Source organism: Bacillus sp. z26 (assembly GCF_058313635.1).
Genome location: NZ_JBZFQM010000003.1, coordinates 1 through 22978 on the forward strand (window position 1 = coordinate 1; position 22978 = coordinate 22978).

26 protein-coding genes, 1 tRNA gene, 1 rRNA gene, 1 pseudogene and 1 riboswitch are annotated in these 22978 nt (G+C 37.2%); of the genes and pseudogenes, 10 read left to right on the forward strand and 19 right to left on the reverse strand.

Features of this window, described 5'->3' with window-relative positions:
- Positions 1-324, reverse strand: a 16S ribosomal RNA gene (locus AC4G3K_RS10350); the annotation flags it as partial.
- A 593-nt stretch (positions 325-917) separates the two neighbouring features.
- Positions 918-1820 (reverse strand): DMT family transporter, encoded by a 903-nt coding sequence (locus tag AC4G3K_RS10355; RefSeq protein WP_491133257.1) that lies wholly within the window; start codon positions 1818-1820, stop codon positions 918-920.
- A 130-nt stretch (positions 1821-1950) separates the two neighbouring features.
- Between AC4G3K_RS10355 and AC4G3K_RS10360 the strand changes: the two genes are divergently transcribed.
- From AC4G3K_RS10360 to AC4G3K_RS10380, 5 genes are all read left to right on the forward strand, one after another.
- A complete protein-coding gene (locus AC4G3K_RS10360; RefSeq protein WP_491077747.1) occupies positions 1951-2634 on the forward strand; it encodes an MgtC/SapB family protein in 684 nt (227 codons plus the stop codon).
- Positions 2635-2912: 278 nt separating this feature from the next.
- Positions 2913-2984: transfer RNA gene (locus tag AC4G3K_RS10365), tRNA-Ala, on the forward strand.
- 272 nt (positions 2985-3256) lie between these two features.
- Positions 3257-3571 carry an ArsR/SmtB family transcription factor gene (locus AC4G3K_RS10370; protein ID WP_491077746.1) on the forward strand — a complete coding sequence of 105 codons (315 nt, stop codon included), beginning with the start codon at positions 3257-3259 and terminating at the stop codon, positions 3569-3571.
- An 81-nt stretch (positions 3572-3652) separates the two neighbouring features.
- Entirely contained in the window at positions 3653-4081 is a 429-nt protein-coding gene (locus AC4G3K_RS10375) for a DMT family transporter (RefSeq protein ID WP_491077714.1), read from the forward strand.
- 13 nt (positions 4082-4094) lie between these two features.
- On the forward strand, positions 4095-4559 hold the full coding sequence (locus AC4G3K_RS10380) for a DMT family transporter (RefSeq protein ID WP_491077713.1): 465 nt from the start codon (positions 4095-4097) through the stop codon (positions 4557-4559).
- Between the two features lie 824 nt (positions 4560-5383).
- On the opposite strand, the gene AC4G3K_RS10385 is transcribed toward AC4G3K_RS10380, so the two are convergent.
- Positions 5384-5563: a hypothetical protein gene (locus AC4G3K_RS10385; RefSeq protein WP_491077712.1), complete on the reverse strand. Its 180-nt coding sequence runs from the start codon at positions 5561-5563 to the stop codon at positions 5384-5386.
- A gap of 174 nt (positions 5564-5737) precedes the next feature.
- Positions 5738-6220: pseudogene (locus AC4G3K_RS10390) on the reverse strand (GNAT family N-acetyltransferase).
- Positions 6221-6357: 137 nt separating this feature from the next.
- Between AC4G3K_RS10390 and AC4G3K_RS10395 the strand changes: the two are divergent.
- Positions 6358-6564 carry a hypothetical protein gene (locus AC4G3K_RS10395; protein ID WP_491077711.1) on the forward strand — a complete coding sequence of 69 codons (207 nt, stop codon included), beginning with the start codon at positions 6358-6360 and terminating at the stop codon, positions 6562-6564.
- A 220-nt stretch (positions 6565-6784) separates the two neighbouring features.
- Here AC4G3K_RS10395 and AC4G3K_RS10400 read toward each other — a convergent pair whose 3' ends face one another.
- Both AC4G3K_RS10400 and AC4G3K_RS10405 read right to left on the reverse strand, forming a co-directional pair.
- On the reverse strand, positions 6785-7585 hold the full coding sequence (locus tag AC4G3K_RS10400; protein ID WP_491077710.1) for a formate/nitrite transporter family protein: 801 nt from the start codon (positions 7583-7585) through the stop codon (positions 6785-6787).
- A gap of 182 nt (positions 7586-7767) precedes the next feature.
- Entirely contained in the window at positions 7768-8298 is a 531-nt protein-coding gene (locus tag AC4G3K_RS10405) for an HD domain-containing protein (RefSeq protein ID WP_491077709.1), read from the reverse strand.
- A gap of 431 nt (positions 8299-8729) precedes the next feature.
- Here AC4G3K_RS10405 and AC4G3K_RS10410 point away from each other — a divergent pair, with 431 nt between their 5' ends.
- Entirely contained in the window at positions 8730-9227 is a 498-nt protein-coding gene (locus AC4G3K_RS10410) for a cupin domain-containing protein (RefSeq protein WP_491133258.1), read from the forward strand.
- Between the two features lie 222 nt (positions 9228-9449).
- Entirely contained in the window at positions 9450-10196 is a 747-nt protein-coding gene (locus AC4G3K_RS10415) for a YqcI/YcgG family protein (RefSeq protein WP_491077707.1), read from the forward strand.
- A 79-nt stretch (positions 10197-10275) separates the two neighbouring features.
- On the opposite strand, the gene AC4G3K_RS10420 is transcribed toward AC4G3K_RS10415, so the two are convergent.
- Positions 10276-10473 carry a YwbE family protein gene (locus tag AC4G3K_RS10420; protein ID WP_491077706.1) on the reverse strand — a complete coding sequence of 66 codons (198 nt, stop codon included), beginning with the start codon at positions 10471-10473 and terminating at the stop codon, positions 10276-10278.
- A 114-nt stretch (positions 10474-10587) separates the two neighbouring features.
- On the opposite strand from AC4G3K_RS10420, the gene AC4G3K_RS10425 reads away from it, so the two are divergent.
- Positions 10588-11061, forward strand: a complete 474-nt coding sequence (locus tag AC4G3K_RS10425) for a hypothetical protein (RefSeq protein ID WP_491077705.1) — start codon at positions 10588-10590, stop codon at positions 11059-11061.
- Positions 11062-11143: 82 nt separating this feature from the next.
- On the opposite strand, the gene AC4G3K_RS10430 is transcribed toward AC4G3K_RS10425, so the two are convergent.
- From AC4G3K_RS10430 to AC4G3K_RS10460, 7 genes are all read right to left on the reverse strand, one after another.
- Positions 11144-11923, reverse strand: coding sequence for an enoyl-CoA hydratase/isomerase family protein (locus tag AC4G3K_RS10430; RefSeq protein WP_491133259.1), 780 nt, complete (start codon positions 11921-11923; stop codon positions 11144-11146).
- Between the two features lie 249 nt (positions 11924-12172).
- Positions 12173-12538: an SCP2 sterol-binding domain-containing protein gene (locus tag AC4G3K_RS10435; RefSeq protein WP_491133260.1), complete on the reverse strand. Its 366-nt coding sequence runs from the start codon at positions 12536-12538 to the stop codon at positions 12173-12175.
- A 113-nt stretch (positions 12539-12651) separates the two neighbouring features.
- Positions 12652-13869, reverse strand: a complete 1218-nt coding sequence (locus tag AC4G3K_RS10440; RefSeq protein WP_491133261.1) for an acyl-CoA dehydrogenase family protein — start codon at positions 13867-13869, stop codon at positions 12652-12654.
- Positions 13829-14998, reverse strand: a complete 1170-nt coding sequence (locus tag AC4G3K_RS10445) for an acyl-CoA dehydrogenase family protein (RefSeq protein WP_491133262.1) — start codon at positions 14996-14998, stop codon at positions 13829-13831. Before AC4G3K_RS10445 ends, AC4G3K_RS10440 begins: the two co-directional genes overlap by 41 nt.
- Positions 14999-15030: 32 nt before the next feature.
- A complete protein-coding gene (locus AC4G3K_RS10450; protein WP_491133263.1) occupies positions 15031-15636 on the reverse strand; it encodes a TetR/AcrR family transcriptional regulator in 606 nt (201 codons plus the stop codon).
- A 161-nt stretch (positions 15637-15797) separates the two neighbouring features.
- Entirely contained in the window at positions 15798-16760 is a 963-nt protein-coding gene (locus AC4G3K_RS10455) for an ABC transporter substrate-binding protein (RefSeq protein WP_491133574.1), read from the reverse strand.
- Positions 16761-16878: 118 nt separating this feature from the next.
- A riboswitch (cobalamin riboswitch) is annotated at positions 16879-17072 on the reverse strand.
- 35 nt (positions 17073-17107) lie between these two features.
- Positions 17108-17410, reverse strand: a complete 303-nt coding sequence (locus AC4G3K_RS10460; protein WP_491077699.1) for a DUF6509 family protein — start codon at positions 17408-17410, stop codon at positions 17108-17110.
- Between the two features lie 153 nt (positions 17411-17563).
- Here AC4G3K_RS10460 and AC4G3K_RS10465 point away from each other — a divergent pair, with 153 nt between their 5' ends.
- Positions 17564-18253, forward strand: a complete 690-nt coding sequence (locus AC4G3K_RS10465) for a polysaccharide deacetylase family protein (RefSeq protein ID WP_491077698.1) — start codon at positions 17564-17566, stop codon at positions 18251-18253.
- Positions 18254-18417: 164 nt separating this feature from the next.
- Here the strand turns inward: AC4G3K_RS10465 and AC4G3K_RS10470 are convergent, their stop codons facing one another.
- The 5 genes from AC4G3K_RS10470 to AC4G3K_RS10490 all read right to left on the reverse strand — a co-directional run bounded on the left by AC4G3K_RS10470 (position 18418) and on the right by AC4G3K_RS10490 (position 22891).
- The gene (locus AC4G3K_RS10470) at positions 18418-18750 is read right to left on the reverse strand and encodes an antibiotic biosynthesis monooxygenase family protein (protein ID WP_491133264.1); all 333 of its coding nucleotides are present in this window, start codon (positions 18748-18750) and stop codon (positions 18418-18420) included.
- A 67-nt stretch (positions 18751-18817) separates the two neighbouring features.
- Positions 18818-19855: a siderophore ABC transporter substrate-binding protein gene (locus AC4G3K_RS10475; RefSeq protein ID WP_491077696.1), complete on the reverse strand. Its 1038-nt coding sequence runs from the start codon at positions 19853-19855 to the stop codon at positions 18818-18820.
- Positions 19856-20230: 375 nt separating this feature from the next.
- The gene (locus tag AC4G3K_RS10480) at positions 20231-20995 is read right to left on the reverse strand and encodes an iron ABC transporter ATP-binding protein (RefSeq protein WP_491077695.1); all 765 of its coding nucleotides are present in this window, start codon (positions 20993-20995) and stop codon (positions 20231-20233) included.
- Positions 20992-21948 (reverse strand): iron chelate uptake ABC transporter family permease subunit, encoded by a 957-nt coding sequence (locus AC4G3K_RS10485; RefSeq protein ID WP_491077694.1) that lies wholly within the window; start codon positions 21946-21948, stop codon positions 20992-20994. Before AC4G3K_RS10485 ends, AC4G3K_RS10480 begins: the two co-directional genes overlap by 4 nt.
- The gene (locus AC4G3K_RS10490; RefSeq protein ID WP_491133265.1) at positions 21935-22891 is read right to left on the reverse strand and encodes an ABC transporter permease; all 957 of its coding nucleotides are present in this window, start codon (positions 22889-22891) and stop codon (positions 21935-21937) included. Before AC4G3K_RS10490 ends, AC4G3K_RS10485 begins: the two co-directional genes overlap by 14 nt.
- Positions 22892-22978: the final 87 nt, after the last annotated feature.

Sequence of the window (22978 nt, forward strand, 5' to 3'; positions counted from 1 at the left end):
CAGTGTGGCCGATCACCCTCTCAGGTCGGCTACGCATCGTTGCCTTGGTGAGCCGTTACCTCACCAACTAGCTAATGCGCCGCGGGCCCATCCGTAAGTGTTAGCCGAAGCCAACTTTCCTTCTCTCCTCATGTGAGAAGAGAACCTATTCGGTATTAGCACCGGTTTCCCGGAGTTATCCCAATCTTACGGGCAGGTTGCCCACGTGTTACTCACCCGTCCGCCGCTAATCATCGGGAGCAAGCTCCCTTTGATTCGCTCGACTTGCATGTATTAGGCACGCCGCCAGCGTTCGTCCTGAGCCAGGATCAAACTCTCCGAAAGATGTTTGATCTAGCTAAATTTTTAAAGCAAATTGACGAGATTTGAAAAATCTCTTGTTTTTAGACTTGCTTGGCGTTTCGTTTTGTTTAGTTTTCAAAGAACAATCTGTCGTGTTAGCGACTTTTATATTATATCAAGATAACATTTTGTTGTCAACAACTTTTTTAAAAAGTTTTTTTGACTTCATTTTCTTTTGTTATCTTGTTCGCATTAGCGACTTTTTTAATATATCAGAATATCTTATCTTCGTCAACAACTTTTTAAAAGTTTTTTGTTTGACGAGCATTCAACGAAGTGAACGATAGTTAATATATCATGTACATATATTAGAGTGCAAGTACTTTTTTCACTTTTTTTCGCTTTTTTATATTATTTCTCCATAGCATCATGAGACAACATTAAACTTACCAGCATTTAATCAATGTTTTTGGTCGTTTTTGTCCCTTTCCTCACACCAAATTTCAATCAGAACCTATTCATTCATTTTATCCTTTTCATCCATTCCATATAAGTACTCATAAAACTAGCTACGACATTTATTATCTAAATAAATTGCAAGGAAAACTAGTATGGGTACCTTGCGATGTAGCTTATTATTTAACAACACGATCCACCAATAGGTCTTTTCTATTATTCACTAAAATGAATAAAGATAATCCCATTAATACAAATAAGGCACCAACCAATTGCATAACTGATATGGTTTCATTAAATAAATAGTAAGCCAATACTGTTGCACCTATAGGTTCGAATAGTATCGCCATTGATATTTTCGTTGTACTTACCCATTCTATTGCCCAATTGAAGAGCGAATGTCCCAATAAGGTTGGTACTATTGCCAGCAAAATAAATAGGTACCATTCTTCTATAGAATAATGGACTAACTCATGTCCACTTCCCAATACATAAATTATTAAGATGAATGCACTTATACCATATACAATAAATGTGTAAGCAGTAAGTCCAATCCTTTTACGAACTATTTGTCCAATTAAAAAATACGCCGTTGCCAGTGCACATGCTATCAAGGCCAGTACATCCCCGAACAAAGCAAGCCTATCATGTGCAAAATCACTGGCACTAATTAAGATACTGCCGGCAATTGCTATGATAATACTTATGGCTCCTCCAAAAGAGATTCGTTCTTTAAATAAAAAATAGGTACCTAAAAAAGCAAATAAAGGCTGCAACGTTACCAATACAGTCGAATTAGCCACAGATGTGTGTTGGAGAGATTCAAACCACAAAATAAAATGAAATGCAAGAAAGCCACCAGCCAATATGCATAATATCCAATCTTTTTTATTAATCCCCTTTATTTCTTTAATAGACCCTTTACAGAAGAAAGGTAAAAGAATCAAACTGGAAAATAACATGCGATAAAAGGCGATGACACTGGATGGCGCTTCCGAATAACGGACAAGTATCGCTGAAAAAGAGACTGCTATAACACCAATAACAATAGCAAAATAAGGTTTGAAGAGTGACTGTTTCATATACTTCATCCTTCTCTGAAACTTAAATAATTTTTCTAATAATTCATTATTCTGGAACCTCATCGTATCATATTCTATTCTATATAGAAGAACTTATTTATAAAGGATGGGTACCTACATGGATTTTTCAATTGATTTACAAATGATTATTAAACTATGCATATCAGCTGTACTTGGATTAATCATAGGATTGGAGCGGGAAATTAAAAGAAAACCGGTTGGTCTGAAAACATCTCTCGTAATCTCCATAGTTAGCTGTTTATTAACTATTGTCTCTATTGAATCTGCCTATAATGCGAAAGGCTCCTCATTAGGCGTAACAGTTACAATGGATCCGCTCCGTCTTGCAGCTCAGATTGTATCTGGGATTGGTTTCATCGGTGCAGGGGTTATATTGAGAAGAGGAAATGACAGCATTTCCGGTTTAACTACTGCAGCATTAATTTGGGGAGCAGGTGGTATAGGCATAACAGTTGGAGCAGGCTTTTATATGGAAGCAATCGCTGGGGTATTCTTACTAATCATCAGCGTTGAGTGGCTCCCATTATTATTTAGTCATATCGGGCCTAAGAAATTCAGGGAAAAAGACCTGCTTCTCCAGTTAATCATTGCTGAAAAAGACAGTATTGCACCCATTATAGAATTAATAGAACAAAAAGAGATTTCAATCAAATCTGTTCGTATAAAAGATTTGACTAACAGTCATCAAATTCGCTTAAAAAGCACTATTGACAGCAAACGCCGTATAACGGATGTTTATTATTCCATTTCGAAAATCGAAGGAATAATGAGTATTGAAATTGAAAATGCATAACTCTGATTAGTATGGAGCAGAAGAGAAACCACTCTAGTTTCCCTTCTGCTCCTCTTTATATGCCATTTTATTACTTGAATCCTTTTGATATATCTTACCATTAGATTTCATCTCATTTTCAAGCCCATAGCTATCATACATTTTAAACATTATACTTCCGCTTCCATATCAAAGTAACTAATATACATTATATTTCAGAATTAAATGATAATTAAAACAAGATTGACTTTCATTCTAAATTAGTTAAAATAAGATTGTACAGTTTAACTTTATATTATGGGGCTATAGTTCAGCGGGAGAATGCTTCGCTGGCAGCGAAGAGGTCAGGGGTTCGAATCCCCTTAGCTCCATTACCAGAAAACCCTTGTGTAGCAAGGGTTTTTTCTTTTTATCCCCTCCCTCTTCCATCTCAATAACCATCAAAGTTCACAAACATTTGCATTTAATTTATAATTATTAATCTGTTTATGCCTCCCTAACTCTTATTCATATCCTTATTTATTCTGCCTCAATTTCAACAAGAAACTTCTCTATTTCATCAACTGTAATTTATTTATTTCACATATTATAATTTTTATTCCATCAACTTGACATATCGGGAAATCTCGATATAATTATGCTCATGGAATTAATTGATGTATTCAAAGCGTTATCTAATGAAACAAGACTCAATATTCTAAAGTGGTTAAAGGAACCAGAGAAGTACTTCCCAAAACAAGGCGCTCACCTACCAAAGGAGGTTAATTACAAGGGTGGAGTATGTGTTGGAGATATTCAAGAAAAAGCCAAGATTTCTCAATCTACGGTTTCTAGCTACTTAAACATGATGCAAAAAGCTGGTTTACTTGAATCAATTCGTCATGGACAATGGACTTACTATAGGCGTAATGAAGAATTTCTTCAACAGTTAGCTAATTACTTTAGAACAGAGATCTAATTTATATCGATTTCTGTTTTTTTTACTCAATTATATCTATTCTTCTAGATATGCAATTATACAAAAAAGGAGATATCATCTATGCGCTTTATATTTTTCATATTAGCTCTATTGGCTGGAGCAGCCCTTAGTTTTGAAGGAGCTATCTATGCTGAATTAGGAAAATCAGTTGGACAAATAGAAACAAGCTTTTATAACTTCTTTATGGGTTCAATTATTATGGGACTATTGTGGTTGTTTTTTGGAAAAGGAAAGCTTTCCTATACATTTGAAGCACCTAAATGGTCGTTACTTGGTGGTGTTCTAGGTGTTGTTTATTTAACCTCCATCGTTGTAAGTGTCCCATTTGTTGGTGTTGGTATAACAATGGTTGCAGTAATTATCGGACAATTAATCATGAGTATGGTTATTGAACATTTTGGTTGGCTGGGTAGTAAAAAAACAAGAATTAATAAAGAAAAAATCTTTGCAGTTATTTCAATGATTATTGCACTTATATTAATCAACTAGGAGGTACATAATTATGGGGTTACTTATGATTTTATTCACATTGATTGGCGGTATTACATTAAGCGCTCAATCATCTATAAATGGTACATTTAGTCGAAAAGCCGGAACAATTGAAACAACCTTTCTAACCTTTCTTACTGGAACAATGTTTCTTACCATTTTTATTATGTTTTTTGGTAGTGGAAATGTACTTGGACTTCTAGAAGCACCTAAATGGCAATTGAGTGCAGCATTTTTAGGCACTATGTATTTACTTCTGACTGTCATGGCAGTTCCTAGAATTGGGGTTATCGCAACTAATATTTCTGGAATAGCTGGTCAACTTATAATTGGGGTAATGATCGATCATTTTGGATGGTTCAACAGTTTAGTCATAGAATTAGACATTAAACGTGTTTTTGCATTACTATTTATGTTTATTTCCCTCTATTTTATCTATAAAGGGCATAAACGCTCGATAGAAGAATCAAAAATATAGAAAGTTAAAAAGCTGCCTAGTTGCAGCTTTTTTTATAGCTCGGTTAACCTTAAATGTTAATATCCATTCCTGGCCTTCGCTTTACGCGGACGGTCCGGGAGCCTCGCTTTTCTAAGCAATCTCAGGCCATCTACTACGATCAACCAGCTAATCCAATCAACAATGAACTTTAACAAAGCCTAATAAATAAAAGTACTAATTAATAAAGCTAACTACCTTTGTATTTTTACATATATTAATTGCACATTTAGAATGTCCACCTTGGAACCCTATTTCTTTCATAATTCCTTAAGGTTGAGTTTTCATTTAAAAATTCATAAAAATACTACTTATCTGCAAAATAACAAGGACTTATCACACACTAACAAGATTGTTAGAAATGAAAAATCAATAAAAATTTGTTGTATACTCCGTTTAGTTAAACAAGACTTATGAGGTGTAATCATGAATACAATCACAATAAGCAACAAATCTGAAACAAAACATAATATAGAATACATAAATGCTATACACGCTGTTAGCAATGCTAAGCACCCATCACAGTATCTTTACAAAATTACACAATACAAGAAAGCAAAGCATTATAAACAACTTTTAGAAGCCCATGAATGCCAATGTTCTTAATATACTCATTGAAAAAGAAATGCAATTAAGAGCGTTCCTTTTTCATCATGAACAGGTGGAGAAAAACGACTCGTTTATCTCCACCTGTTTTCATTTTAGGGCCTGTTCTTTTCCCCATATTTCATATTGTTCAGTTTTGATACATGCAGTGGTAAATCCCTTTTACAGAAAGGATCCTACAGAATATGTATGGAAAGATTTTAGATTGTCTGAACGTAACTCACTATTAAATAAACTGCGATACAGACTACAATACTTTGTAAGTATAGGCCTGCTTCCTTCTTTAAAGAATCTTCCTCACTGTTTTGCATTTTTATGGAGCGCACTGATCCATAGAGAATCCCTGCGATAACAGCAATAATTAGGGGAATTGTATTCATAAGCACCTGCCTCCTTTGTGATTATTCTAACATAGAATAATTTTCCGTATTGTCAGCAGTGCTTACTCTATATGTATCCTATTTGCTATTCTTAAATCCGGACAAAAAATTTCGATAGAATACTCTCTTGAGGGTGGAAAATATATACTACTATCGCCTATGCCTTGAGACCAACTACCTGCTTCTCATGAGTTTTTTATAATAAATTAACGTAGTATTCTCATTCAATTTTCTGAGTTCACCTGTTCGAATATAGCCCATCTTTTCATACAGATGACAATTGCCTTCTTCCTCTTTGATCGTCGCCAATTCCCAACTTTCCGCCTATGGGTAGTACTGTTCAGCGATTTTTATCGTTTTCTGAGCAATTCCCATACCCTGATACTCAGGTAAAACGAACATGGGACTAATTTTATATACTTCGGTCCCTTCTCTCCATTGAATATTAATAGCTCCAACAAACTGTCTGTTAAATAGAATTTTATAAAACACACCATTGCGATTGTTCACTCGCTTCAATACCCTTTCAATGCCCTCAGCTGTAGGATTTGTATCATAATCCTTATATTTCTCCAGCAGAGGCATAAATGCTTCACGTTGGTTGGCTAATAAATCTGTTGCGTCCCTTTCCTCTGCTTTCACCAAAGTAATATCCATTTCAACAACCTCCATTCGGTTTACTGTTCGTATAAATATCTTGCCACGCATTTGTCTTACGCCCTTTATCTCTGCGAAAACACACCTCTTCTATTTCCTTCGAATACGATGGTAAAAAAACGGAAGGGACTGTAAGAATGAAATCTGAAAATGATTTTAATATATTGGATTTTGCCCTCCCGCTGCTGGACATTATTGTGATTATGCTGACAGACGAAAATCCTGTGAATGGGGTCATCCTATTAGTACTTTTAAAAGCTGTTACAAAGGATCCTATAATGGAAATATTATTTATTATATTAGCCATTGTTCTTTGGGCTGCCCGTCAAGGTGAAGAAGACTAACTGTTTTTCAATAATAGACAAGCTGTCCCGATTCATAAATGGCTCCCATTAAATATATTACATGGATATATGATTAAATCGTATACTTGTTAATAATTAATCATTCCATCTTTTCTAAAAACACTTGGATCTCTTTTAATCCAAGTGTTTAGTCGCTATTTATTAGATAATTTATAACCAATACTCTTTCTATAAAACAAGTTATATTCTTTAAAACTTCCTATTTACCATTCTCATTATCAATTGAAGGGACAATAGATGATTGATAGGATTTCCAATACAGAAGCGCAACGAGAACAGATCCGCCGATGGCATTCCCCAAAAATACAGGTACAAAATTTATAAGATAATCCATCCAAGTAAAATAACCTTCGAATATAGCTGCCGGAATCACAAACATATTCGCTACTACGTGCTGAAAACCAATTGCCACAAATGCCATGATTGGGAACCATATTCCTGCTATTTTCCCTCCAATATCGTTGGCACTGTATGAGAGCCATATGCCAAGTGCTACGAGCCAGTTACATCCAACTCCTGAGATAAGAGCCGGCCAAAAATCTACATCGATTTTATGAGCAGCAATGTCCACGGTTTTTTCGAGATAAACCCCACTTGCTGTAAACTCTCCTAAATGGCCAAAGAAATAGGCTACAAATATGGCTCCCGCAAAATTACTAATCGTGACCCAAAACCAATTATGCACTAGACGTGATAAAGGGATTCGTTTGGCGAGCCAGGCCATTGGCACGGCCATCATGTTTCCGGTCAATAATTCTCCGCCGGCAATTAAGATTAAAATAAGTCCAAGCGGGAAAACGGCTGCTCCTATAAATGTTCCAAATGTTCCCCAATCTTCCGGCAAGCTTGCGGTTACTCGGATATACAGTAAATAACCCACTGAAATATAAGCACCACCCAAAAATCCCAATACTAATAAATTTGTTAATGATAAACTGGTCTTCTTCACACCTGCTTCTACTGCTGCTATAGCAATTTCGTGTGGTGCTTTAAAACCCATATCATTTCCCCCGATCTATGTATTACGGTTTTTACACCCAACATGGAAATATATCTCATTCTACCCAAATTTATTATATTCGTATTCCGGGTAGGCATAAAGAGAACATTTTATGAATAATTTCTATTTGCACAAAAGCAAGCATAAAAATCCCCCTCGTCTCACAACTGAAGGGGGTTTATTTATACCATTTTTTTATGTTCTTTTAATTCCTTATCAATCATAGAATCCAGTTTTATGATACTGGCTTTTGCTCGTTCGTAATCTATTTTCCGATAATGGTGAAGTCCACCTTCTTCTTCATCCTTTTCATCTGCCCATTTCACTACTTGCTGAAGCGGTGTCCTCATTATATCATTCGAAGGTAAAAAGGAATCGGTATGAAATAAAATGGCGTGGGAAATAACCTTTGCTTGAATCGGATTTTCACCAAGCCTAATTAATAATTTATGAGCTCTTTCAGCTCCCTTTATTGGATGAATATCATTTTCCCTATATAAATCATAATCCCATTTACCATTCCGGTACCAAGTAAAATGTCCAATATCATGAAGCAGACCTGCCTTCGCAGCAGAATCCACATCCACCTTCTGCTCTTTAGCTAAATGAAAGGCATGATAAGCAACGGCAATAGCATGTGCCAAGCCAGAACGATTTAAATATTTCTGAGCTATGCGATGTTCAAAGATATCTAATAAAGTGACGTCTCTCATTCGGTCTCCCCCCTGTATATTTTTGTATATTTATCAAACCGATTTTATATTAATGTGCATTATACACGGATTCTACTGCAGTTAAAAGTAAAGTAATTTCATTATTTTATAAAATTACCTTCTTTTAATCTCTTCAAACAAATATTTTATAATCAGAAATTCTTATATACTATTTAGCCGAATACAATCAGGTACCATTAAAACTAGATTTATTCATTGCAGGATTATCCTCTTATCACTCTTTTTCACTATAAATCACTCATAACCATAAGGATCGTTCTCCACTTTCTACTTCCTACTTTTATAATGCTATTTGTTTAATCCTCTTAAAAATCCTACCTGGCTAGCAAACTCTCACTAACAATATGTGACAGGCCCTGTTTATCACTTTCGAAACAGGGAATTTCTTAAACAAAAAAGGAGGAAATACTATGAATCATTATCAAACCTTTTTCTTGAAAGATGACGGAACAATCCCTAATAACCCAAGCTTACCCGTCGTTCTCTATAAACAAGCCGTCCAAAACCCGGAATCCAATATGGAGATTCTTTTCAATAAAAACCAATGGCTCAACAGTTGGATTGATGGAGTATTTGATTATCATCATTATCACAGTAATTCACATGAGGTACTCGGTGTTATTAAAGGAGAAGCCACATTAATGATTGGCGGTGAAAAAGGCACAGAAATTCATGTTCAGACAGGCGATGTAATCATTCTTCCAGCCGGTACCGGACATAAACGCCTGAATGCCAGCTCTGACTTTTCTGTCGCGGGTGCTTATCCAGATGGAATGAACTATAACACTAAATATGGGAAGGAAAATGAACGTCCCGAAGTATTAGTAGAGATCAGTAAAGTACCACTTCCTAAAACCGATCCAGTTACTGGCAAGGAAGGGCCCTTGATGAAAGCATGGCAAGGATGATTTATAGAAGTTATAAGACTTTTGCCATTTAATAATATTGCTGCAGGAAATCGGACCATACGAAAGTAGATTCTTAAAAACTGCCAATATATGAATAAATTCCCCCCCTCTAGCTCCTTTTTATAAACAAAAAACAACGTTTTACTATTATTCGTATGTTTTAATAACAATTTTTAGGGAATAAAGAACTAAATAAAATGAATCTATAGGGGAATAAACAGTATGCTACAGCAAAAAACCAATTTATTAGAAAAGCAAGATATGACGAATCCACAAGTCGTACCCGAATGGGTAACTAAGGAGTACGAAACATTCCATAACACTGTGACTGACCCTACATTTCCTTGTTATTTTGGTATGAAAGCAGAGAATAAAGGCGAACTCCGTTATGCGTATATGACTCATGAGGATTGGTCCTCTCTACCGAAAGCAGTAGAAAGTTTCCTTGAATTATTTAAAGAGCCCCCACATATCAGGCATGGATTATTTGTATTTGTGGAACCTGAGAAAGAGGAACGCGATATCCCTTACTACAGGGATTACTTTTGGAGGATTCTGCAATATTTACACGAACATGATCCTAAACTATGGCCGGAAGATAAACCGAAAGATCCTGAGCATTTCCTGTGGGACTTTCACTTTGCCGGCGAACCATTCTTTATCTTTGGTAATTGTCCTGCCTACAAACAGCGTAAAACACGTGACCTCGGTAATAGTTTAGTTCTTGGCTTTCAGCCACGAATGATTTTTGAAGGACTTGAGGGAACGGAAAAAGGCGGGATTATGTCCAGAGAGAAAGTTCGTGAACGTGTAGAAAAATGGGATCAACTCCCGAAACATCCCGACATCAGCCATTACGGCGATCCCCATCATAATGAATGGAAGCAATACTTTATCGGTGACGATATAGAACCTATTGCCGGAAAGTGCCCATTTCATCATAAGGATGCTCAAACAACAAGAAGCTGATCAATAGATCAGCTTCTTAATTATTGGGGCTATACTGTCATTCACCATCTAGGATAATTAAAAACGGCGGTTGTCCTCATTATTTAATAATATGCTGAACCCTTCCGACCTGGCCATCCGTTAACCGTACTTTAATGCCATGCGGATGTGTTGCTGAATTGGTTAGTATATCTTTAACAATACCCCGAGTTAAGGTTCCGGTACGCTGGTCCTTTTTTAAAACGATATCGACTTCTAATCCTGCTCGTATATCACTGCGATTTTTTCCGTTATTCATCTTTATAACCTCCCTTGTTTATCAGAATCCATAATTACATGCTTTGAGCATAACGTAAACGATCCATTAATGGTATAATGAACGAATAGTAAAATCCACTTTTCTGGAGGCAGTATGTTAACTTTTGAAGAAAAAATCGCAATTATAGAGTCCTTTAAGGAACTCGAACGTAAAAATGTTTCTCTTGGACGTGTCAATTATCAATATCCTGAAAGCAAATCAGATAAAATGAATGTAGTCTACCACCTGCACCCTAACGGCAATGGTTTTGTCTATGCTGAAGGAATCCCAGGTTACCGTATTGATTATAAAGGTTTGGTAAACATCAGAGATTTTTCCGCAGAGCAATTGGAAACAATTATATCAAAATCCATTCAGCTTCTATCTACTGATCGGTTTGAAAATCATGACACCGATACCACTAGTGAAGAGGAAACTTGGATAAATAATGAAGGTCATACTCTTACCATTATGTTCGAGGATGATATGTGGAATGTATACGCAGGCTTAAACCTGGATGGAACGTTCCCATCATATAATGAAGCAAAATCTTATTTAATGGAAGAAGGATTCCATAAACATAAGTAACCTAAAAGCCCATTGGTACTCCATATCCAATGGGCTTTAAATTTACCTGGTGAACTGTCTCATTCCGTCGGTCTTCCGTTAATTATTTACCGGTAAACTCTGCCTTTCTTTTCATAGAAAAGGCACTAATCCCCTCCATTGCATCTTCTGATTGGGCTATTTTTAACATATTATCCAATTCAATAGAAATCCCGTCCTCCAAGGAAACATCAGTACCTCTCATGACTGAATCTAGGATGCCTTGAAGCGCAAGTGGCGGCCCAGCAGCCAATCGGGTAGCAATTGCTAAGGTTTCATACTTCAGCATTTTTGCAGGCACAACTTTATTAATCAACCCGTATTCCAGTGCTTTGATTGCTGATATTTTTTCCCCGCTTAACATTAATTCAAGCGCCCGCCTACGGCCAATCAATCTTGGCAGCCTTTGGGTCCCTCCATAACCTGGCATAATTCCAAGTTTTATTTCAGGTAATGCAAACTCCGCTGTGTCCGCAGCTATAACCAAGTGGCAGGCCATTTGCAGTTCATTTCCTCCGCCGAGCGCACGTCCATTTATACTTGCGATAACGGGTTTTGGGAAGAACTCTATCCGATTGAATAAGTCATGCATACCTTGAATCGTTGCCCTTGCTTTTTCCGGCTCCGTCAAATCAGCAAATTCATTCACATCAGCTCCAGCCGAAAAAGATTTTTCTCCTGCTCCGGTTAAAATAATCGCTCTTATTTCGTTGGAGTTCTCTATATCGTCTAAATAGGAGCCAATTTCATATAATGTATCTCTGCTCAATGTATTTAGGGGAGGGCGATTAATCGTAAGGATCGCAATCTTTTCGTTTACTTCTAATACACAATTTTGTCCCACTAACCCGCCTCCTTTTCTATTATAATGGCAATTTCTTACTTTTGAGCAATCCACTTCAGCTTTTCGAACGATCTAGCTTCGGCTCCTAGTCCCTCGAGTCATAAGGGTAGACACTGCGGAGGCCTACACGACGTAGGTCACAAAGACGTTGCCACACGATGTGGCGTTCTTAGTCTTTGTTCCTTAAATTCACTCCCTACGCGCCTCCCTCTTATGCTTTTCGGGCCTGCCCAGTCGCCTCAGCTTTTCTTATAAATATTCCTTCACGTTATATTGTTTTAATATTCCTTCTAATTTGATGGCTTTGCCGATGTCGCCTTTGATTTTTAGTTTGCCGGACATGAAGGCTACTGTGCCGCTTAATTTGCCGACAAGGAATTGTCTGAAGTTTTCAACGGACATGATAAGTGTGCAATCTGCAGATATTTCTTCTCCTTCTACGACTTCTGCCTGACCATCATGAATATTGAGCTGGTAGACTCCTTCTTCGGAACCGGTAATCGTAAACTGATAACGGGTGGTAATCCCTTGTAGTGGCTGTGGATTACTTTGAAATGCCTCCTCAATTTTTGCAAAGGACTCCGCTAATGTATATTCTTCAATCGCTTTTCCCATTTAAAAATCCTCCTTTTATTTATACCTTTTAAATATTTGAATTATCAGTTTTTAAAACAAATTACTTCAGATGCTTTTCTTTTCACCACCTCCTAACATGATTAATAAATTCATCACACGCGGATTCCATATGGATCATAAAGATGACGCGCAATGATTAATTGCTGAATTTGATTGGTCCCTTCGAAAATGTCATAGATTTTTGCATCTCGATACAATTTCTCAACAAGATGACCTTCTAGACCATATGGTCCAAGAATTTCCTGACATGCCGAAGTGACTTCCAATGCAATCTTACCTCCGTAGGCCTTACACATGGCCGCTTCTTTTGCATTTGGTTTTCCTAAATCCGCTTTCCAGGCAGCTTCCCAAGTTAACAGACGTGCCCCTAGTATTTTCTGCTGCATTTCTGCCAATAGCCTCAGGGCTTGTTGATAATGGTTGCCGTGCTGAGGATATTCTTTTTTTACAAAATCCAATGTATATTCGTAGGCGGCTCTTCCGATTCCCGTAGCCATGGCTGCTATGATGGGTCTTGTGCTGTCGAACGTTTTCATAGCAACCCTGAATCCACCTGATCCATCCCCTTTATTGCTATAAGCCTCTTCTCCGCCCAGTAAATTTTCATCCGGGACAAAACAATCCTCAAACACAAGTTCTGCCGTTTCCGAAGCACGAAGCCCCATTTTCTCTGCCAGCCTTGAACAAGAAAAGCCAGGTGTACCTTTTTCTATGACAAAAGCCCGGTGCCCGGCTCTTCCCAGCTTGCGATCTACCGTAGCAAATACAACAACCCAGGAAGCTCTTTTCCCATTGGTAATGAATATTTTCTGTCCATTTATGACATAACCGCCATCTACTTTAACAGCTGTCGTCTGTAAACCAGATACATCTGAGCCTGCCTCCGGCTCAGTCAAGGCATATGCTCCCCATCTTGGTTCTTCATCTCTTGAAAAAATGGATAAAAATCGTTCCTTTTGTTCAGGTGTGCCACTATGCTGAACAGGAGGTCCGCCAAGCCCCGGACCCGGAAGTGTTAAAGCAACTGCACAATCTCCCCAGCCCAGCTCCTCTGAAGCAATTACTCCCAAACGATTCCCCTGACGCTCCTTCACTTTTCTAGAGTCTTTATTCGTTTTCACCTCGCTTGACTTCCCAAATGAAGATGTACTGAGTGTAATTCCGAGTTGATTTACTTTGTTTAGCCAATCATCAGGCACTTTCTTTAATTGGTCAGCAATCATGGATACGGATCGTATTTCGTTTTCTGCAAACCAATGAACCATCTCTTTAACTTGGCTTTGATGTGGCGTCAACTCGTAAGTGATCATTGCTCACCCCCCTCTCCGAACTATGAATGATCCAGTTTCCTGCCCTGATTTCTAAATCTCCTTCTTGCTCAAACCAGCCAACTTGTGCCTGACCATCCCGCATCCATTTTTCCACGGGATGCTCCTGAACATATCCATGTCCTCCGAGGAGCTGTACGCTCGAGTCTGTTACATATCGAAGTGATTGATGGGCTCTGTTAAGTGCCTGAATACTATGAAAAACGGCATTTGACTCTCCTTCATCAATTTGTTTTGCTGCATATAAAACAAGATGCCTGGCTATCCCTGTCTGAATCGCCATTTGGGCAACAGTAAATGAAACACCCTGGAACTTCGCGATTTCGGTACCAAATGCCTTTCTCTGGGAGGTGTATTCCACTGTATAGTCAAGAGCAGCTGCCATAACGCCAATTTCTTTCGCAGCCTCTAATGTACGGATGCGGCTTAATGATTCTTTCAACCACATTTCCGCTTCTGAACCGCTTGCCATAATCGCCATATTGGTAGCGGTTACTTCACTGAGATGGATTCGAGCGAAACCAGCACTCAATAAGCCTAAGCGATAATCACCATCTATTACTTTCCATGAATGATTAATTCGGTCTAAAAAGAGCAACACTGCTTCACCATTTGTATCAATACCGGCTATTAAAAGGTATTCAGCCGTTCTGGCATTTTTCAATGGGCTCGTTTCTCCGTCAATAATATATCCATTATCCGTTTTCCTGATTTGCACCTTTTGCTGATTTGGATACACTAGGGCCACTGTTGGATAATTTCCAGATGCACATTGAGCTTGATAAAAAGAAAATAGATGATGTTCTTCTCTTAACCTAATAAACGAAGCCCCCTCTCCTGCACCTGGTAGACCCTGAATTGTATTAAGGTCACCATAAGTAAGCGCCTCGGCAATTTGAACCTGGGAAACGAGCGGCAGTTCCAATCCTCCAAATGATTCGGGCAATTCCAGATTTAATAATCCAAGATCATGCAATTGCCTTATAATCTCCTCACTAACACCTTGATTTTTTTCTATTTGTCTGGCATGTGGACGAATTTTATGTAATGCTAAATCCTTTGCCACATTAACAAATGCCTGTTCTTCCTCACTTGGTAAAAATGATACCAACTTTCTCCCTCCTTCATATCTATACAACTGGTTTAATAGATTGAAAGATTGCTAAATGAGTTCATTACCAGCCGGTTTAATAATCTTGCCAGATATTCTACATCTGTCTTTTGATGATTTGGCTCCCTGAATTTTTGAATAACCACTTCATTAATTGCGCCAACCATTGCCTGGGATATAATTCGAATTTCCTCTTCATTCATATTCTCCGGAAACTCCTGATAAGCAAAAATAAAGATGAGATCTCCAAAACTCTTAAGTGCTTCTCGTCTGACCACTTCTACCTCCTGAGATATCCCAACCGATTCAAGCAAAATAAAATTGGCAACAGCCTTATTGGTAAAACAAAGTTCCAAGTAGCGCAATATACCTGCGTACGCTTTATAACCAGTTCTAGGTTCATTAAAAGCAGCAAGTTTAATCTCTTCCGCAATGTCTCCAATCAAGCTTTCACATAAAGCAACAATCAAAGTCTCTTTATTGCCGAATTGTTGGTAAAACGTCGTTTTTGAGACACGCGCATATTCCACGATATCCAGAACTGATGTGTTTTTATAGCCTCTAGTAGTGAATAATTGCAGGGCTGCATATAGCATTTTATCCCTTGCTGCAGTCGGCAGATCATTTACAAATAACATGCTTATCCTTCCAATCCCATGTGTGAGTACGAATACGTATTAGTATCATCTTACGTTCGCAAAAGGAAAATATCAATATTATTATTAGAATATTTAAAATATTTAATTCGACAAAAAAAGCCTCCCCGTATTAGTCCGGTTCAGCTCTTAAATAGTACTATTTATTTAAAAATATTAGGATAGATTTTTTCAGATAACAGTTGTAAACCTTCCGTTAAACGTGGTCCTGGGCGTGACACAGTATCGTTATTTACATCATAAATCTGCTTATCTTTAACAGCAGGTACTTCAGACCAGGCCTTTCTTCCATATATCTGTTCTTCAGGATTTTTAATATAATAACCATATGTAGTAATAATTACATCAGGCTCGCGCTCAATAACTTGTTCTTCACTCATCGTAACCCATCCTTTTTGATCGGCGGCAATATTTTCTGCCTGAATGATTTCAAGCATATCTCCCATAAAGGTTCCGCTGCCTGCCGTATATAAATCTGGAGAGGAGGATACTTCAATCCACACTTTCTTTTTATCTTTTATATTGCTGGCCTTCTCTTTAATGTCTGCTACTGCTTTCTTCATATCATCAATAATTTTTTCACCCTTTTCGGATGTCCCTGTAGCCTTCGCAATTAACTCAATTGTCCCATATGCTTCTTCAAATGAATTCGCATCTGGAACAATAATTACATTAATACCAACTGCTTTAAATTGCTTGATTGTATCCTTGGCATTATTAAAATGGCTTGCTGAAAGCAAAACTAAATCAGGATTTAATTCCAAAACTTTTTCTACATTGATTTCTAAACCGCCAACTTTAGGTTTGTCAGCAGCCTCTGTCGGAAAATTACAGTAATCAGATACAGCCACAATTTTCTCACCCAGGCCAAGTGCATAGGCAGTTTCAGTATTGCTTGGCAATAAAGATACGATGCTTTCAGGTTGTTCCTCAATCTTAATTATTTCGCCCGACCCATCCTTCAGCTCAATTGGAAAAGCCGCGGATGCGGATTCAGAAACCTCTTTTTTCTGAGTTGAGTCATCATTAGCCGATGAACATCCAAATAAAAAAATGGACAATAGTAACGTTAAAACAAATAAAAATGAATAGTTTTGCTTTTTCAACACTGTTATTCCCCCATACTTTTAAATAATAAAAAAACCTTAGCTCGAAAAAAAGCTAAGGCAGATACCCATACTAATGCAAGAGGCTCGGGCTGCCCTACTCTTCCCTCCGAAAAATAGTACATGCAATGAAAGAGCAGGTCTCCTGGCTTAACGCATCAATTTACTCTGATTTACCTTCCTATGCTCAAAAAACGAGCCAGTGGTTTACAAACCATTTCATCCGCGCATACAGTAGCGGGGGCTGCACCGGAATTACACCGGTTTCCCTATTATCCTTATGAATAAGGCACTCTTGCATTATTCTATATTCATAATTCTTATACTATCTGTAATTTATGACTTCTTCAATCTTCTTCATATTCTACGTCAGTATGTTCTTTACAGAATTGTAACACCATAGATAACTCATCATCCTCAAGCTCAAAATCGAGAACGCTTTGTGTTTCACTCTCTATGAATTCATACTTTGAAATTTGATCCTTATTTTCATCAATTACATATATAACACGTAACTGTAGACCTTTTTCAGTATAAAGCTCATCATCCTCGGGAACAGCAATTTCCAGTAAATATTCGTATCTTTCCCCGGAAAGAATACCAAATGGGTCTTCTAGTTTTTCCACTGTATAACTTTGTATCTCTATCATGTTTATCAACCTTTCTGAAATGCCTATGTATTATTATACATGTTCCTTTTCGATATTAAACATTTTACCTTATTATTCAACTTCTTTTAAGAATATATTTTAGTCGGTAATCGAAAACTATAATAAAATCATTTTCTAACAGAGGAGTTTATTATGCGTATTTTATCTGTTATCACTTTGCTCATTTTCCAACTTTTCATACCAGTAGAATCATTTGCTAAAACAGCCTACCTCAGTTTCGATGATGGACCATCTAATTGTACACAGGATATATTGGATATCCTTAAAAATCAGGATGTCAAAGCAACCTTTTTTGTAACAGGAACAGCAAGTCCGGGACATATGTATTTGTATAAGGAGATTGTTAAAGATGGCCATGCCCTTGGGCTACATTCCTACTCACACGATTATTCTAAAATTTACCGATCTGCAGATTCATTTTTCAAAGATATTAATCAACTTGAAGAATTCTTAAAAAAAGAAGTAGGCGAAAGCCCAAAAATTTTACGGTTTCCTGGTGGTTCCAATAATTATGTCGCTAAACAATATGCCGGTACTAATTTAATGAATCAATTAAAAACTGAGGTAGTAAAGAGAGGATATAAATACTATGATTGGAATTGTGATGCAAATGATGGACTGAACCCTCCCATTCCAGAAAAAAAATTACTTACATTAATTATGCAAGGGGTGGATGAAAAAGATTCTCTATATATTCTCTTACACGATTTTAACGGCAATACTACAATCGTAGATGGACTGCCCGAAATTATTCGCAGACTGAAGCATAAAGGCTATGAATTCAAAATAATGGATGAGTCAACCCCAACTTTAGTCTTTTAATTTCCAGCAATTCTAAGGATCATTACATATAAAACTTCTAGTATATTGACTGACAGGTATAAATAAGCATGTATTCTGGAAGAGTTTCTTGTTTCAAAAATTAAGGGAAATTCACTTTATAAAAAACGCCCTTTCTTTCAAGGGGCGTTTTGTTGTCATTATTCTTATTCAACTACGAAATAATTTCCATGCTCACTATTAATCACGTATTCAGGTTGGGGTGGTTTCCCACCATGCTCTTTGATTTTCGCTTTATGTCCCGCAATATGCTCAGGGCTCTTCTCCCATGCTTTCCACGCATTCTCAGATTCCCACCGAATGATCATAATTATTTCTTCTTCTCCGCGTGTTGTTTTTTTCATTAAAAGCTCCCTGCCTAGAAAGCCTTCGCGTTGTTCTATCAAGGACGGTCCCTGATCTGGCTTCTTTTTGAAGCGTGCCAGTATCTTATCTGAGTTCCCCTCTGTTACTGTCCACTTACGAATCTGAACAAACATACTTTACTCGCTCCTTTTTATGAAAGGAGCATGTCCTTTTTAAGACATGCTCCTTAATTGATAAAGATTATTTTAATTCGTTTAAGATTTCATCTAGTTTTTCTACCTCAGTTGTTACACCGTTACTTGAGAAGTACCAGTTCACACCGTCTAAGTAGACGATCTTGCCGTCTTTATAAGCACGAGTTTGTTTGATAATATCATTTTCAACATCTTTTTTAATTGTTTCAACATCAGAAGCAGTACGGTCAATGATTAATAATACTTCTGGGTTTACAGATAGGATTGACTCATATGAGAAGTCAGAACCGTGAGATGATGCTTCAATATCAGTTGTCGCCGGTTTGAAGCCAAAGTCATTGTAAACATATGCGAAACGGGAATCTTCACCATTATCGAAACCAGAGATTTTCTTGTCATTATACATAGCTACCAGTGCATTGTCATAACCAGCTGCTTTTTCTTTTACTGCATCAACTTTCTCTTGTAATGACGCTTTTAACTCTTTACCTTTTTCTTCTTTATCGAAAATTTTAGCTGCTAAATCGACTGTTTCATTTACAGCTTCTATGTAATTCTCGTTATCAGAACCGATGAAGATTACATTCGGTGTAATTTCTTTTAATTCTTCATAGAATGGTGTTTGACGGCCAGAGATGAAAATAACATCCGGCTCGGCAGCTGCTACTGCTTCAAAATCGATTTGCTTTAATGTACCAACATCAGCAACACCGTCAGTAACATATTTTTCTTTTAAATGTTCAGGCATATTCCCTTTACCGCCGCCAGCTGCTACTCCTACGATTCCTTCAACACCCATTGCATCTAGTGTATCTAAGAAACCATAATCAAGTGTAACAATTCGTTCAGGCATTTTATCTAATTTTACATCTTCAAATGTAGTTGTCGTACCTTTTTCTTCATCTTCACGAGAATCTGTTAAGGAAGATACTGTCATTGGATATTTAGAACTTTCAGTAGTTCCTTTTTCTTCTGTTTTTGTTTTCTCAGAAGATCCTCCAGTTGTTGACTCATCACCTGAGTTACAAGCTGTTAACACTAATGTTAAAGCAGCCATTGCAGTTAATACTTTCCACTTCTTCATCCTTTGTTTTCCTCCTAGGTATCCTGTTTAATTGAAAACGATTATCATTTTCATTTGATATTATCATTTTAAAGGAAAATCACAAATTATGTCAACACTTTTAAATTTTCTGATAAACCTTTTTATTACTTGCTTTGCCAAATAGTATCCTGTTTGAGGATCTCCCAACTTGCAGGTTTACCTCTCTTTTTGTGCGATACCTTAGTAAAGTCTCTATTCCCTTTTTCTTAAAGAAATATATTTCCATATAACAAAGGACTTCAAAATACGTTACTATTTTGAAGTCCTTTGCATAATTTTATGTTAGATTTTTTAAAATATAGCGTCTGCTTGCTGATTGCTCCAGAAATAGATAAGCACAGCTTTTTGCAGATCTTAATGAGAATTAAAGTAAACGCAAATACGGCAACCATCTTGCTCCTGTACAGGAATATGCATATCATACACATCACGCAAGGATTCTGAGTTAATAATCTCATGCGCTGGGCCATCCTTTACAAGTCGTCCATCCTTTAACGCCACGATACGATCAGAGTATACGGAAGCAAAATTTATATCATGCAATACAATGACAACGGTTTTCCCTAACTCATCTACTAGCTTACGCAGGATTTTCATAATTTGTACAGAGTGTTTCATATCCAGATTATTTAATGGCTCATCTAATAAAATATATTCCGTATCTTGAGCAATCACCATAGAAATAAAAGCACGTTGTTTTTGACCGCCTGATAACTCATCCAACAACTTATCTTGCATTTCTGTTAAATTCAAATACTCCAGGGCTTGGTCTACAATTCTTTCATCCTCTGCACTCAGCCGTCCTTTTGAATAGGGGTAGCGTCCAAAGGAAACAAGTTCGCGTACAGTTAAACGAATATTCAAGTGATTGGCCTGTCTTAATATAGCCACACGCTTCGCAAAAGTATCCGATTTCATTTTCTTAACGTCCGTTTGATCTAAAAATACTTCACCTGTATCAGCATCTAAGAGACGGCTCACCATGGATAATAACGTCGATTTACCGGCACCGTTTGGACCAATAAAAGATGTGATGGCTTTTGGCTGGATTTGCAATGTTACATTTTCAATGACAGATTTCTTCCCAAAGCTTTTAGAAAGCCCTTTAATTTCAATCATCCTGCTTTCCTACTTTCCTTCAGTAATAAGTATATAAAGTAAATCCCACCGACAAAGTTAATTACGACACTTATGGTTGTATTCAATTGGAAAACATGCTGCACCATGAATTGTCCGCCTACCAGCGCAATGATACTGATTAAGCTCGCCCCAATAATTAATATGGAATGTTTATATGTAGCCAAATATTGATAAGCTAAATTTGCTACAATTAACCCTAAAAATGTCACTGGACCAACTAGCGCAGTTGAAGTAGCGATTAAAACAGACGATAAAATCAGAACTTTCAGCACAATTTTATCATAGGCTACACCTAGATTAATCGCATTATCACGCCCTAAAGATACTACGTCTAAATCACGTAATAATCGATAGCCGTAAATAAAGGCTGCACCTAAAATGACAATTGAAATAAGCAATAATTCAGTCTTCACATTCATAAAGCTTGCAAACAAACGAGCTTGCAGACTTTCATATTCTACAGGATCGATGATAACTTGCATAAAGGTGACCAAACTTCCAAGTAATGTTCCAATAATCATACCTGCCAATAATAGAAGGAAAATCGGATATTTATCTGCCCGGAATAAAAAACGATACAAAATCAGTGCGAAAACTACCATTGCAATGATTGCTACACCAAAATTTAAGTACCGGCTTACAACAAAGATAGAAGCCGAACCTGCCGTAAAGTAAATCACCGTTTGTACGACTTCATACATGGAGTCAATTCCCATAACAGAAGGCGTTAATAGACGGTTATGTGTAATCGTCTGAAAAATCACAGTTGCATACGCAATTGCTGTACCGGTTATAACCATTGCAGCTAAGCGTTCCACACGCTTAGGAAAGGCGTAACTAAAACCGCCTTGAATATTATAAAAGGCAAATAACGCCATACAAACTATTGCAATAACAGCCAAAATAATTAGCTTTACACTATTTTTTCGCATATGCTTTCCCCCTAAACAACATGATTAAGAAGATCGCACTGCCAATTACAGCGACTGTTGTATTTACCGGTATCTCATATGGATGCACAATTAATCGGCTTAGGATATCACATGCCAATAAGAATGCCGCTCCCATGAAAATCGTATGAGGAATTGTTTTACGTAAATTATCTCCTAGATACAAGGAAACGAGATTCGGTACAATTAATCCTAAAAACGGTATCATTCCTACTGTTAAAACAACTGTTGTAGAAATGAGCGCTACGATAACAAGACCGATATTTAACACTGTACGATAACTTAAACCTAAGTTTTTGGCAAAATCCTCGCCCATACCTGCTACAGTAAATTTGTTAGCGTAAATATAAGCAATAAATATCGCTGGTACTGCTACATACAGTAATTCATAGCGTCCAGAAACGACTAATGTAAAACTTCCTAAGAAGAATGACTCTACATTTTGCAAAACATCTGCCTCATATCCTAAAAACGTCGACATAGCACCAATAATATTACCGTACATAATCCCGATAAGAGGTACAAATATAACATCTTTGAATTTTATACGTTCAAGCAGCTGCATAAAGACAAATGTTCCAATTAAGGCGAATGCAAAACTAAATAAAATTTGGCCCATATAGGACATGCCTGTAAAGAATATCATTGAAACAATGACACCTAATTTGGCCGCATCTAGTGTACCTGCCGTTGTCGGTGATACGAACTTATTTCGGCTTAAACTTTGCATAATTAAGCCCGCAATTCCCATTCCTGCACCAGCTAAAATAATAGCCATTAACCTTGGCAACCGACTCATCAAGAAAATTTGCGTCTTATCTGAATTCCATTCAAGCAGATCGCTCGGTTTAATATCAATAGCCCCTATAAATAGCGAGATAAAGGAAAGGATAACAGTTGCTAATACTAATATCCATAGTCTCATTTGCAATCCCCGTCAAATTGGTTTCTCAACAACATTAAATGATAATGATAATCACTATTGAGTCGTCTTTCATTATAGACAATGAAA

Bases quoted from the DNA above. Each gene is read 5' to 3' on its own strand.
- AC4G3K_RS10355 (WP_491133257.1), bottom strand. From the start codon at position 1,820: ATGAAACAGTCACTCTTCAAACCTTATTTTGCTATTGTTATTGGTGTT.
- AC4G3K_RS10370 (WP_491077746.1), top strand. From the start codon at position 3,257: ATGGAATTAATTGATGTATTCAAAGCGTTATCTAATGAAACAAGACTC.
- AC4G3K_RS10375 (WP_491077714.1), top strand. From the start codon at position 3,653: ATGCGCTTTATATTTTTCATATTAGCTCTATTGGCTGGAGCAGCCCTT.
- AC4G3K_RS10380 (WP_491077713.1), top strand. From the start codon at position 4,095: ATGGGGTTACTTATGATTTTATTCACATTGATTGGCGGTATTACATTA.
- AC4G3K_RS10385 (WP_491077712.1), bottom strand. From the start codon at position 5,563: ATGAATACAATTCCCCTAATTATTGCTGTTATCGCAGGGATTCTCTAT.
- AC4G3K_RS10395 (WP_491077711.1), top strand. From the start codon at position 6,358: ATGAAATCTGAAAATGATTTTAATATATTGGATTTTGCCCTCCCGCTG.
- AC4G3K_RS10400 (WP_491077710.1), bottom strand. From the start codon at position 7,585: ATGGGTTTTAAAGCACCACACGAAATTGCTATAGCAGCAGTAGAAGCA.
- AC4G3K_RS10405 (WP_491077709.1), bottom strand. From the start codon at position 8,298: ATGAGAGACGTCACTTTATTAGATATCTTTGAACATCGCATAGCTCAG.
- AC4G3K_RS10410 (WP_491133258.1), top strand. From the start codon at position 8,730: ATGAATCATTATCAAACCTTTTTCTTGAAAGATGACGGAACAATCCCT.
- AC4G3K_RS10415 (WP_491077707.1), top strand. From the start codon at position 9,450: ATGCTACAGCAAAAAACCAATTTATTAGAAAAGCAAGATATGACGAAT.
- AC4G3K_RS10420 (WP_491077706.1), bottom strand. From the start codon at position 10,473: ATGAATAACGGAAAAAATCGCAGTGATATACGAGCAGGATTAGAAGTC.
- AC4G3K_RS10425 (WP_491077705.1), top strand. From the start codon at position 10,588: ATGTTAACTTTTGAAGAAAAAATCGCAATTATAGAGTCCTTTAAGGAA.
- AC4G3K_RS10435 (WP_491133260.1), bottom strand. From the start codon at position 12,538: ATGGGAAAAGCGATTGAAGAATATACATTAGCGGAGTCCTTTGCAAAA.
- AC4G3K_RS10440 (WP_491133261.1), bottom strand. From the start codon at position 13,869: ATGATCACTTACGAGTTGACGCCACATCAAAGCCAAGTTAAAGAGATG.
- AC4G3K_RS10450 (WP_491133263.1), bottom strand. From the start codon at position 15,636: ATGTTATTTGTAAATGATCTGCCGACTGCAGCAAGGGATAAAATGCTA.
- AC4G3K_RS10460 (WP_491077699.1), bottom strand. From the start codon at position 17,410: ATGATAGAGATACAAAGTTATACAGTGGAAAAACTAGAAGACCCATTT.
- AC4G3K_RS10465 (WP_491077698.1), top strand. From the start codon at position 17,564: ATGCGTATTTTATCTGTTATCACTTTGCTCATTTTCCAACTTTTCATA.
- AC4G3K_RS10470 (WP_491133264.1), bottom strand. From the start codon at position 18,750: ATGTTTGTTCAGATTCGTAAGTGGACAGTAACAGAGGGGAACTCAGAT.
- AC4G3K_RS10475 (WP_491077696.1), bottom strand. From the start codon at position 19,855: ATGAAGAAGTGGAAAGTATTAACTGCAATGGCTGCTTTAACATTAGTG.
- AC4G3K_RS10480 (WP_491077695.1), bottom strand. From the start codon at position 20,995: ATGATTGAAATTAAAGGGCTTTCTAAAAGCTTTGGGAAGAAATCTGTC.
- AC4G3K_RS10485 (WP_491077694.1), bottom strand. From the start codon at position 21,948: ATGCGAAAAAATAGTGTAAAGCTAATTATTTTGGCTGTTATTGCAATA.
- AC4G3K_RS10490 (WP_491133265.1), bottom strand. From the start codon at position 22,891: ATGAGACTATGGATATTAGTATTAGCAACTGTTATCCTTTCCTTTATC.